The 10,325-nt window shown below is 69.4% G+C and carries 9 protein-coding genes; 8 read left to right on the forward strand and 1 reads right to left on the reverse strand.

Annotated features, from left to right (window positions below; all coding sequences use genetic code 11):
- From H0W38_RS08370 to H0W38_RS08385, 4 genes are all read left to right on the forward strand, one after another.
- On the forward strand, positions 1-372 hold a 372-nt coding region (locus H0W38_RS08370; protein WP_292452834.1), incomplete at its 5' end, for a TSUP family transporter.
- A gap of 95 nt (positions 373-467) precedes the next feature.
- Entirely contained in the window at positions 468-2,075 is a 1,608-nt protein-coding gene (locus tag H0W38_RS08375; RefSeq protein ID WP_292452836.1) for an alpha/beta fold hydrolase, read from the forward strand.
- A complete protein-coding gene (locus H0W38_RS08380) occupies positions 2,072-2,854 on the forward strand; it encodes an ATP-binding cassette domain-containing protein (protein WP_292452837.1) in 783 nt (260 codons plus the stop codon). The genes H0W38_RS08375 and H0W38_RS08380 overlap by 4 nt, the downstream gene beginning before the upstream one ends.
- Positions 2,851-4,044 carry an ABC transporter permease gene (locus tag H0W38_RS08385; RefSeq protein WP_292452839.1) on the forward strand — a complete coding sequence of 398 codons (1,194 nt, stop codon included), beginning with the start codon at positions 2,851-2,853 and terminating at the stop codon, positions 4,042-4,044. The genes H0W38_RS08380 and H0W38_RS08385 overlap by 4 nt, the downstream gene beginning before the upstream one ends.
- A gap of 129 nt (positions 4,045-4,173) precedes the next feature.
- Here the strand turns inward: H0W38_RS08385 and H0W38_RS08390 are convergent, their stop codons facing one another.
- Entirely contained in the window at positions 4,174-4,569 is a 396-nt protein-coding gene (locus tag H0W38_RS08390) for a hypothetical protein (protein WP_292452840.1), read from the reverse strand.
- 203 nt (positions 4,570-4,772) lie between these two features.
- Between H0W38_RS08390 and H0W38_RS08395 the strand changes: the two genes are divergently transcribed.
- From H0W38_RS08395 to otsB, 4 genes are all read left to right on the forward strand, one after another.
- Positions 4,773-5,504 (forward strand): autoinducer binding domain-containing protein, encoded by a 732-nt coding sequence (locus tag H0W38_RS08395; RefSeq protein ID WP_292452841.1) that lies wholly within the window; start codon positions 4,773-4,775, stop codon positions 5,502-5,504.
- 361 nt (positions 5,505-5,865) lie between these two features.
- Positions 5,866-7,149: an HlyD family efflux transporter periplasmic adaptor subunit gene (locus tag H0W38_RS08400; protein WP_292452843.1), complete on the forward strand. Its 1,284-nt coding sequence runs from the start codon at positions 5,866-5,868 to the stop codon at positions 7,147-7,149.
- Between the two features lie 87 nt (positions 7,150-7,236).
- On the forward strand, positions 7,237-9,387 hold the full coding sequence (locus H0W38_RS08405; protein ID WP_292452845.1) for a peptidase domain-containing ABC transporter: 2,151 nt from the start codon (positions 7,237-7,239) through the stop codon (positions 9,385-9,387).
- Between the two features lie 140 nt (positions 9,388-9,527).
- Entirely contained in the window at positions 9,528-10,277 is a 750-nt protein-coding gene (otsB, locus tag H0W38_RS08410) for a trehalose-phosphatase (protein ID WP_292452847.1), read from the forward strand.
- The last annotated feature ends 48 nt before the right edge of the window (positions 10,278-10,325 follow it).

Raw genomic sequence — 10,325 nt, forward strand, 5'->3', positions numbered from 1 at the left:
GGGCGCGCGGAGGCCGGTTGGGCCTCGCTGATCGGCGCGGTGGTCGGCTTCTACGACGGCTTCTTCGGGCCGGGCGCCGGCAGCTTCTTCGTCTTCCTGTTCGTGCGCGCGCTCGGCTACGACTTCCTGCACGCCAGCGCCAGCGCCAAGCTGCTCAACACCGCCACCAACCTGGCCGCACTCGGCGCCTTTGCCTGGACCGGGCACGTGTGGTGGCACATCGCGGCGGTGATGGCCGTGGCCAACGTGGCCGGCAGCCTGGTCGGCACACGGATGGCGCTGCGCCACGGTGCCGGCTTCGTGCGGGTCGTGTTCATCGGGGTGGTGTCGATGCTGATTCTCAAGACGGCCTTCGACGGCTTCATGCGTTGAAGCAGGCCGGCCGGAGGCACCGCTCGGGCCGCCATTGCACACAAGGCCACGCGGCCCGGCGTGGTCCGCGCCGGGGACCGCAGAATCGCGGTCGAATGACGACGCCCCCCGCCCGACCCGCTTCCCGCCTCGCGCGACGACTCGCCGCGGCATTGCGCACCGCCTCGACCGCCCTGGCGATGGTGCTGCCGGCAGCGAGCCTTGCGCAAGACAGCGATCCCGCGCCGGCGCCGTGCCGCGTCGATGGTCTGCGCCACGAGGTGCTGTGCGGTCGGGTGTCCCGCCCGCTAGACCCGGCTCAGCCGGCCGGCCGGCGCATCGACGTCCACTACGTCGTGGTGCCGGCCACGGCCCTTGCCAAGCGGCCCGACCCGGTGTTCTTCTTCGCCGGCGGCCCGGGGCAAAGCGCCATCGCGTTGGCCGGCCGGGTCATGCCCTTGTTCCAGCGCCTGAACAACCGGCGCGACATCGTCTTCATCGACCAGCGCGGCACCGGTCGCTCAGCGCCGCTGCTGTGCGCGAACGACGATGCGCTGCCGCTGGCCGAGCGACTCGATCCGGACCGGGCGATCGCCCGGCTGCGCACCTGCCGCGAGAAATTGCAGGCGCTGCCGCACGGCGATCTGCGCCGCTACACCACCGTCATCGCGACGGCGGATGCCGAGGCGGTGCGCGCCGCGCTCGGCGCGCCGCAGGTGAACCTGGTGGGCGGCTCCTACGGCAGCCGTGCCGCGCTCGACTACCTGCGCCAGTTTCCCGCGCGCGTGCGACGCGTCGTGCTAGACGGCGTGGCGCCGCCCGACATGGCGTTACCGCGCAGCCTGTCGCTCGATACCGCCGCGGCGCTCGAAGCCTTGTTCGTCGATTGCGCACAGGACGCTGCCTGCAGCCGCCGCCACCCGAAACTGCGCGAGCGCTGGCAGACGCTGCTGGCCAGTCTGCCGGCACGGATGAGCGCCGTGGATCCCGCTACCGGAATCACGAGCACCGTGACGCTGCGCCGCGAAACCGTTGCCGCCGCCGTGCGCGGCCCGCTCTATGCGCCGGCGCTGGCCGCGGCGCTGCCGTTCGCCATCGACGAGGCGCTGGCCGGGCGTGCCGCGCCCCTGATCGGGCTGGCTGGCAGCCTGGGCGGAGGCACGCGTGCGCTCGAAACGGCCGAAGGCATGCACTTCTCGGTGGTCTGCGCGGAAGACATGCCGCGGCTCGATGCGCCGCCTGCGATAGATGTGATGCCAAGCGCAACGGCCGAAGCCGCGGGCCAAGCGTCGGGGATCAGGAACGGCGATGAAGCCGCACCAGCCGAAGCTGCCGAAGCGTTCTCGCAGGCCTTCCTGCGGCCCTACCGCGAGGTCTGCTCCGAGTGGCCGCGCGGCGAGGTGCCGCCGGCTTTCTACACGCTGCCTCGCAGCACGACGCCCTTGCTCGCCTTCAGCGGGACGCTGGACCCGGTGACGCCGCCGCGCCATGGCGAGCGGGTCGTGCGGGCGCTGGGCGCGGTGGGGTCGGGCGGCAAGGCGCGCCATGTGGTCGTCGCCAACGCCGGGCACGGAGTGTTCGCGGTCGATTGCACGCGCGAAGTGCTGCAGCGCTTCATCGATGCCGAAAGCGAAGCGGACGCGATGTCGGTCGACGCTTCGTGCCTGGCCGGGCTGCCGCGCCCACCGGCTTTCGAGCCGCCCCGGCCGGAGCCGGCCGGGTGATCCGCGCCGAGGCGCTGCACAAGCGCTTTGCGGTTGCGGCCAAGGGCCTCTTCGGGCGCCGCCGCCCGCCGCTGGTCGCTGTCGCGGACGTCGGGTTCACGGCAATCAACGGCCGCATCACCGGCCTGCTCGGGCCGAACGGCGCCGGCAAGACCACCACCCTGCGCATGGTGGCCGGGCTGGTCGTGCCGGACGGTGGCAGCATCGATGTCGATGGCATCGACGTGGCTCGCAACCCGCAAGCCGCCCTGCGCTGCATGGGCGTGCTCGGCGACGGCCGGGGCCTTTACCCGCGGCTCAGCGCCCGCGAGAACATCGTCTATTACGCGCGGCTGCACGGGCTCGACCGCGACACCGCCCAGGCCCGCGCCGAGACGCTGGCCGAGACGCTGGACATGAAGCCGCTGCTCGAGCGCCGCACGGAGGGCTTCAGCCAGGGCGAACGCATGAAGACGGCGCTGGCCCGCGCGCTGGTCCACGACCCAGCCAACATCCTGCTGGACGAGCCGACCAACGGGCTCGATGTGCTCTCCACACGCGCCTTGCGCGAGGCGCTGCGCCATTTGTGCAGCCCGGCGGGGGGCTCGAAGTGCATCGTGTTGTCGAGTCACGTCATGCAGGAAGTCGAGCGGCTGTGCGACCACGTGATCGTGGTTGCCGGCGGGCGCACCGTGGCCGAGGGCACGGTGGCGCAGTTGTGCGAGCAGAGCGGCGAAAGCGATCTGGAGGAAGCCTTCGTGAGGCTGGCATTCGGCCCTCAACGGGGCGCTCGCGCATGACACGCGCGCGGCACGAGGGCAGCGCGTGCAGCGGCGCCGGCGCCGTCTTCGTCAAGGAGATCGTCGACGCGCTGCGCGACCGCCGCACGCTGGCCATGGTGCTGGTCAGCTCGGTGCTGCTGGGGCCGCTGGTGCTGGCCTTGCTGTCGAGCCTGGTTGCGGGACTGGAAGAGCGTGCGGAGCGGCGCATCGTGGTGGCGGCCGGCATGGAGCACGCGCCGACCCTGCGCAACTTCATCGAGCGCCAGACCTACCGCATCGAGGCCGCCCCGCCCGACTACGAGGCGCGGCTGCGGGCCTCGACGCTCGGCGAGCCGGTGCTGCTGATCGCGCCCGGCTTCGAGGCGGGGCTCGCCCGCGGCGAGGCGCCTTCGGTGGCCATCGTCAGCGACGCCAGCAACCGCCAGGCCGAAGCCGGTGCCCGCCGGCTGCAGCGCCTGCTCGAAGGCTTCAACCGCGAGCGCGGCTCCTTGCTGCTGGCGCTGCGCAGCGTGCCGACGCGGTTGATGCAGGCGATCGACGTGCAGGATCACGACCTCGCCAGCACACGCAGCCGCGCGGCGCAGTTCACCGGCATGCTGCCTTTCTTCGTCATCATGGCGGTGCTTTACGGCGCATTGAGTGCCGCGTTGGACACGACGGCCGGCGAGCGCGAGCGCGGCTCGCTCGAGCCGCTGCTCACCAACCCGGCATCGCCGATGGCGCTGGTGCTCGGCAAATGGGCGGCTGTTGTCACCGTCGCCATGCTGATCGCGCTGCTCAGCGTGCTGAGCTTCCTGCCGGCGCGCCTGCTGATCCAGAGCGAGACCTTGCGGTCGCTGTTCGTGTTCGGCCCGGCCGAGGCGGCGCGCTTCCTGTTGGTGCTGGCGCCGCTGGCGGCCGGGCTGTCGGCGCTGATGATGGCGGTTGCGATCCGCTGCAAGAGCTTCAAGGAGGCGCAAGCCAACAACACGGCGGTGATCCTGGGCGTGTCGCTGATGCCGCTGGTGGCCTTGTTCAACCAGGGCGGCGATGAGCCTTGGTTCGCCTGGGTGCCGGCCTTGGCGCAGTACACCTTGATGAACCGCGTGTTGCGCGGCGAGGCGTTGGGCACTGCCGATGTGCTGGTCTCTGTGGTCGTGGGCGGGCTGCTCGCCGCGTTGTGCCTGGCCTTCGTGGCGCGGCATCTGCGTTCTGTGGCGGTGCGCTGAAGGGCGGTGCGCCGGCAGTGCGCTTCGTGGCCGCTGCCGTGCGTACCGGCTGGAACGCGTTCGATCTTCAGCGGGTTTGTCAGCGCCCGCGAACGCCGCTGCCCCGCGGCGCCGCGCACACAGCGCAGTTCATGCGAGCGGTATGAAGCCCGAGTCGCGCGAGCCGGCGCCCCGGCTGCCGAGGCGGCGGGCCGGGGGGGCGTCGCCCGTCGCCCGGTGTCGCTCTTCGCGTTGCGACTCCTCGAGCGCACGTTGCACTTCCGCCTGCCACGGCAGACCATGCACGATGCCGTTGAGATGCGGCGCGGCCTCGTGCGCGGTGAGCACCTCGCCTTCGTTGCCGATCAGGCGCAGGTTGGTGATCATCATCATGGGGTCGGCAATGGCGATCACGCCCTGCGCCACTTCGATCCAATCCCACGACACGCCGGCCGCGCTGTCGGCGGCGCGACCGCCCCACACCGTCTGCCCGGTGTAGGGCCAATCGGGGTTCAGGGGCGGCGCGACATGCGTGCCAAGATGCACGAAGTGCGGTCTCGATTCGAGACCGGGCTGCCACAATACAGGCGGCCACGCGCCCACGGTCCATGCAGGAGTCATGATTGAGTCGGGCTTGCGCCCGAAGTCGGTTTCGATGCGCTCAGTGTGAAGCGGCGAGCCGTGCTTGAAAGCTGTAAACCTTGTCAGGGCCGCATCGATCGGTGTGCGATGCCGCACACCGGCACCCATTGAACTTGAAGGACGCGATGCTGCAAGGCAGCTACCAATCGGTTCTCGAAGCTCGCAACCGCGAGGAGTTTCGCAATGAGGTCGTGCGCTTCACGAAGCAGCTGGGCTTCGAGACGGTTGCGGCGGTGACGATCGTTGATCATCACGTCGGCGACTCGGAGTTCATCGAAGTCGACAACGCGCCGGACGCCTGGCGCGACGCCATGCAGGATCCACAAGGCGGTCAACTCGATCCGGTCATGCAGCATTGCAAACGCCACAGCGTGCCGATCATTTGGGATCAGGGCACCTATGTGTCAGCAGGCCAAGGGGCGCTTTGGGAAATTCAGGCGCGCTATGGATACCGTGCCGGCATCTGCCTCGCGCTGCATATGCCGGACGGCAGGCACTTCATGCTGGGTGTCGACCGCGATCAGGCCTTGCCGAACGATCGCACCGAAGTCACGCGCATCGTTGCCGACTTGCAGCTCTTCGCCGTTCATGCGCAGGACACCGCCATGCGCGTCTTGGTCCCCGAGCGATTGCAGCCTGAACGGCCGAAACTCACTCCTCGAGAGCTCGACAGTTTGCGCTGGACCATGGAAGGCAAGACTGCTTGGGAGGTCGGCGCCGTACTCGGCATCACAGAACGAACCGCCGTCTTGCATGTGAGCAACGCAATGCACAAACTCGGCTGTAACAACAAGCACCAAGCCGTGCTCAAAGCGCTGCGGCTCGGCTTGATCCGTTGAGTTGAAGTACTCAGGGATTACCCGCCCCTGTAAGAGTTGTCAGTACCCTCCGCTATCTGGCGCTGCTTCAATCTGGGCATTGCATTCATTGCGGATGCATGTCAACACAGACTGGAGCCACTCGTGCAAAAAATCCGCCAAGTCCCCGACACCGTTGCTGCAAATCGCCGTGTTGATCGCCCTCTCCCTGCAGGTCAGAGTGCACCGCTTCCGCTGGACCCCGGCCTTCTCACGCATGTCGGCGGTGCGGGCCCGCGGGCCCCGCGAACCACTTGGTGATCGCGCGCGAAGCGGCCTAGCCGCACCGAAGCTGCAAGTTGCGGCCGGTGCGAGGCCGCTCGGGCGCTGACCGCGCCCACCGATGCCCTCCCTCTTCCGCCCCGAAGTTGTCGAAGCCCGCCAGCAAGCCTGGCTGGGCGGCATCCAACTCATCCGGCCGCTGTCGCTGTCCTTCCTGACCGCCTGCGCCGTCGTCGCGGCGCTCTTGGTCGTGGGCTATCTGTTTTTCGGCGAGTACACCCGCAAGGCCCGTGTCGGCGGGGTGCTGGTGCCTGATCTCGGAGTGATCCGGCTGATGCCGCCGGAGCCGGCCACCGTGCTGGAGCGCCTCGCGAACGAAGGTCAGGCGGTCAAGCGCGGGCAATTGCTGTTTGTGCTGTCGGCCGATCGCGCCACCGCCGGCGGCGACGCCCAGGCCTCCGTGCAGCGCAGCCTCGCGCTCACGGAGCGCAGCCTGCAGGACGCGCTGCAGCGCCAAAGCCTTCTGCTCGACACCCGGCGCACCGCGCTCGACCGCCAGATCGCCGATCGGCGCGGCGAACTTGCACAGATCGAAACCGAATCGACGCTGCACCGCGAACGGCTCGACTTGGCGCAACAGGCGCTCGCGCAGTACGAATCACTGCACCGTGACAACTTCATCTCCTTCGCGCAATTACGCGCCAAGGGCGAGGAAGCGCTGGCGGTGCGCGCCCAGCTTCAGGCGCTGCAACGGCAGCGGGCCGCGCAGCAGCGGGAGATCGGCGTACTGGAAGGCGAACGCCGCGAACTCCCGCTGCAGGCGCAGGCCGCCCGGGGCGAACTCGAGCGCGATCTCGCCACGGTGGCGCGCGAGGCGACCCAGACGGAGGCGCGCCGCCGCATCCTCGTGCATGCGCCCAGCGACGGCGTGCTCGGCGCGGTGCTGGCCGAACCCGGCCAGCCGGTCACGCCGGCCGCCGCACTGGCCAGCCTGGTGCCGGCCGATGCGCGCCTGCAGGCACACCTGTATGCGCCGTCCAGCGCCTTGGGCTTCGTGCGCCCCGAGCAGGCGGTGCTGCTGCGCTACCAAGCCTATCCGTACCAGAAGTTCGGCCATCAGACCGGGCAGGTGCTGCAGGTCTCGCGCACGCCGCTGCAGGCCGCCGAGATGGCCGGCGTGCCGCTGGCCGGCGTGGCCGCGTTCTCCGACGTGAGTGGCGAGCCGCTGTACCGCATCACAGTAGCGCTCGACCGCCAGACCGTCGCCGCTTACGGCCAGCCTCAGGCGCTGGTGGCGGGCATGCAACTCGAAGCCGATGTGCAGCTCGACCGCCGCCGGCTGATCGAGTGGTTGTTCGAACCGCTGCTCGGCCTGACCAGGCGCGTCGCCGCCGAGCCGACATGACCAGCGCCGAAGCATGAGCACGCCGGGTCGCCCCAGGGGCGCACGCTCCCGCTCGGCGGGACCGCGCGCAGCGCGTACGGTGCCCTGATGAGCGACGGCCTGCGCTGGGGCTGGGGCGGATCGGCCGTGCCGATGGTCCTGCAGACCGAGGGCGCCGAATGCGGGCTGGCCTGCTTGGCGATGGTGGCCGCGCATCATGGCCACCGCACCGACCTGGCCACGCTGCGTCAACGCTTCTCGCTGTCGCTCAAGGGAGCGACCTTGGCCGACCTCGTGTGCTTCGCCGGAGCGCTGCAGCTCAACGCCAGGCCCCTGCGCGCCGAACTGGACCACCTGCCGCAGTTGCAGTTGCCGTGCATCCTGCATTGGGATCTGAACCACTTCGTGGTGCTGAGCGACGTCAGGCGCGCGCGAGGCGGCTGGGTGGCCACCATTCACGACCCGGCACGCGGCATCAGGCGGCTGCCGCTTTCCGAGCTGTCCCGGCATTTCACCGGCGTGGTGCTCGAACTGATGCCCGGTGCCGGCTTCGAGGCCAAGACGGAACGCCAGCATGTCGGCCTGCGCCAGCTGCTCGGTCCGGTGCGCGGCCTGAAGCGCTCGCTGACGCAGATCTTCATGCTCGCCTTGGCGCTGGAGCTGTTCATGCTGCTCGCGCCTTTTCTTCTGCAGTGGGTGGTCGATGGCGCGTTGCTCAGCGGCGACCGCGACCTCTTGATGACGCTGGTGATCGGCTTCGGCCTTTTGATGGGCCTGCAGGTCGCCACCGGCGCGCTGCGTTCCTGGGCGGTGCTCTATCTTTCCAGCACGCTCAACCTGCAGTGGCTGGGCAATGTGTTCGCCCATCTCATGCGCCTGCCGGTGGCGTGGTTCGAGAAGCGCCATGCCGGCGACGTGATGTCGCGTTTCGGCGCGATCCAGAAGATCCAGGAAACGCTCACCACCAGCTTCATCGAGGCGGTGCTCGACGGCCTGCTGGTCGTCGTGACGCTCGCCGTGATGTGGGTCTACAGCGCCCTCTTGACCAGCATTGCGCTGGGCGCGGTCGCGATCTACGCGGTGTTGCGCTGGGCCTTCTTCCGCCCGCTGCGCGATGCCACCGAGGAGGCGATCGTGCACGAGGCCACGCGCTCGACGCACTTCCTCGAATCGCTGCGCGGCGTGCAGGCCATCAAGCTGTTCAACCGGCAGGACGAGCGCCGTGCCCGCTTCATGAATCTGGTGGTCGATGCGATGAATGCCGACATCGCCACCAAGAAGCTCGATCTTGCCTTCGGTGTTGCCAACAAACTCGTGTTCGGCCTGGAGCGCATCGCGGTCATCGGCGTCGGGGCGCTGCTCGTGATGGACGAGCTGTTCACGGTCGGCATGCTGTTCGCCTTCCTTGCTTTCAAGGAGCAGTTCGCGCAGCGCGTGGCCGGCCTGATCGACAAGGTGGTCGAGCTGAAGATGCTGCGGCTGCAGGGAGAGCGGCTGGCCGACATCGTGCTCACCGCACCCGAGGTGCAGGTCGAGGACAAAGGCGCCCGGCAGGAACCGGCAGCGCGGCTCGAGGTGCGCGACGTCGATTTCCGCTACGCCGACACCGAGCCGAAAGTGCTGGAAGGTGCCAGCCTGGTCATCGAGCCGGGCGAGTCGGTAGCCATCGTCGGGCCGTCGGGCTGCGGCAAGACCACCTTGCTCAAGTTGATGCTCGGCATCCATGCGCCGCAAAGCGGCGAGATTCGGGTCGGCGGCGTGCCGCTTGCGCAGCTCGGCCTGGCACGCTGGCGCGACATGATCGGCACGGTGATGCAGGACGATCAGCTGTTCGGCGGCTCCATCGCCGACAACATCGGCTTTTTCGACGTGCAGATGGACGCCGCGAGGGTCGAGGAATGCGCGCGCCTGGCCTGCGTGCACGACGAGATCGAGGCCCTGCCGATGGGCTATCACACGCTGATCGGCGACATGGGCGCGAGTCTGTCGGGCGGGCAGAAGCAACGCGTCCTGCTCGCGCGCGCGCTCTACAAGCGCCCGCGCATCCTCTTTCTCGACGAAGCCACCAGTGCGCTCGACATCGACCGTGAGCGGCTGGTCAACCAGGCGATCCGCGGGCTCGACATCACCCGGGTGATCGTGGCCCACCGGCCGGAAACCATCGCCGCGGCGGCACGGGTCATCGTGCTGCAGGGCGGCCGCGTGACGCAGGACTTGCGCAGCGTGCCCTATCACGCACAGGCCGAAACCGGCCTCTGAAGCGCGGGCCTGAAGCCGGGCTCGGCCCCGGTGCGCTGCGGCACACAAAGGCGCTCGCGGGGTGTGACATTTCGCTCGCGCCGTGCCGGCGCGGCCGGGGGTTTGCTATGGTGCACCTTGTGATTGAAGACGCTTCGCCATTGCCGCAGCTGCATTCGCGCTGCGCGCTCTTTCTCGATTTCGACGGCACGCTGACGCCGATCGTGCTGCGGCCGCAGGATGTCCAGGTCGGCGCCTGGCTGGTGCCCACCTTGCGCAGCCTGCAGTCCCGTTTGAATGGGGCGCTCGCAATCATCAGCGGGCGGCCGCTGAGCGAGCTCGACGCCTTCCTCGCGCCGCTGCGCCTGCCGGCCGCCGGCGTGCACGGCGTGGAGCGGCGCGATGCCCAGGGCCGCACGCGCGTGCAGGCCGGTGCTCCGCCGGCCGATGTGCTCTACACGGTGGAACGTGTCGTGGCTCGCTACCCGGAGCTGCGACTCGAGCGCAAACCTTCGGCGCTCGCTTTGCACTACCGCGAAGCGCCGCATCTCGGCGACGTGTGCCAACAGACCCTGCTGGCGGCGGTGCGGCCGCACCAGGAAGACTGGACCGTGCTGCTCGGCAAGTGCGTGGTGGAGGTCAAGCCCAAGCGTGCCACCAAGGCGCATGCGGTCATCGAGTTCATGGAAAGCGAGGAGTTCGCCGGTCGCGTGCCGCTGTTCATCGGCGACGACGCGACCGACGAAGACGGCTTCACTGCCGTGCAGGCCGCGGGCGGGGCCGGCGTGAAGGTCGGGCCCGGGCCGAGCGGTGCGCTGCACCGCCTCGCCGACCCCGATGCGGTGCGCGCCTGGTTGGAGGCGGCCCTCGCACAATGGCCGCAGTCGGCTCAGCCGCAGAGCGCGCCATGAGCCGGCAGGGCCGCCGGGGCAAGGAAAGCGCCCTTCCCGGTACGCGTG

The sequence above is a fragment of the Methylibium sp. genome, from assembly GCF_013817365.1.
In the GTDB taxonomy this organism is placed as follows: Bacteria; Pseudomonadota; Gammaproteobacteria; order Burkholderiales; family Burkholderiaceae_C; genus Methylibium.

Excerpts from the sequence above, each read along its gene's own strand:
- H0W38_RS08375 (WP_292452836.1), top strand. The coding sequence starts at position 468 with ATGACGACGCCCCCCGCCCGACCCGCTTCCCGCCTCGCGCGACGACTC.
- H0W38_RS08385 (WP_292452839.1), top strand. The coding sequence starts at position 2,851 with ATGACACGCGCGCGGCACGAGGGCAGCGCGTGCAGCGGCGCCGGCGCC.
- H0W38_RS08400 (WP_292452843.1), top strand. The coding sequence starts at position 5,866 with ATGCCCTCCCTCTTCCGCCCCGAAGTTGTCGAAGCCCGCCAGCAAGCC.
- H0W38_RS08405 (WP_292452845.1), top strand. The coding sequence starts at position 7,237 with ATGAGCGACGGCCTGCGCTGGGGCTGGGGCGGATCGGCCGTGCCGATG.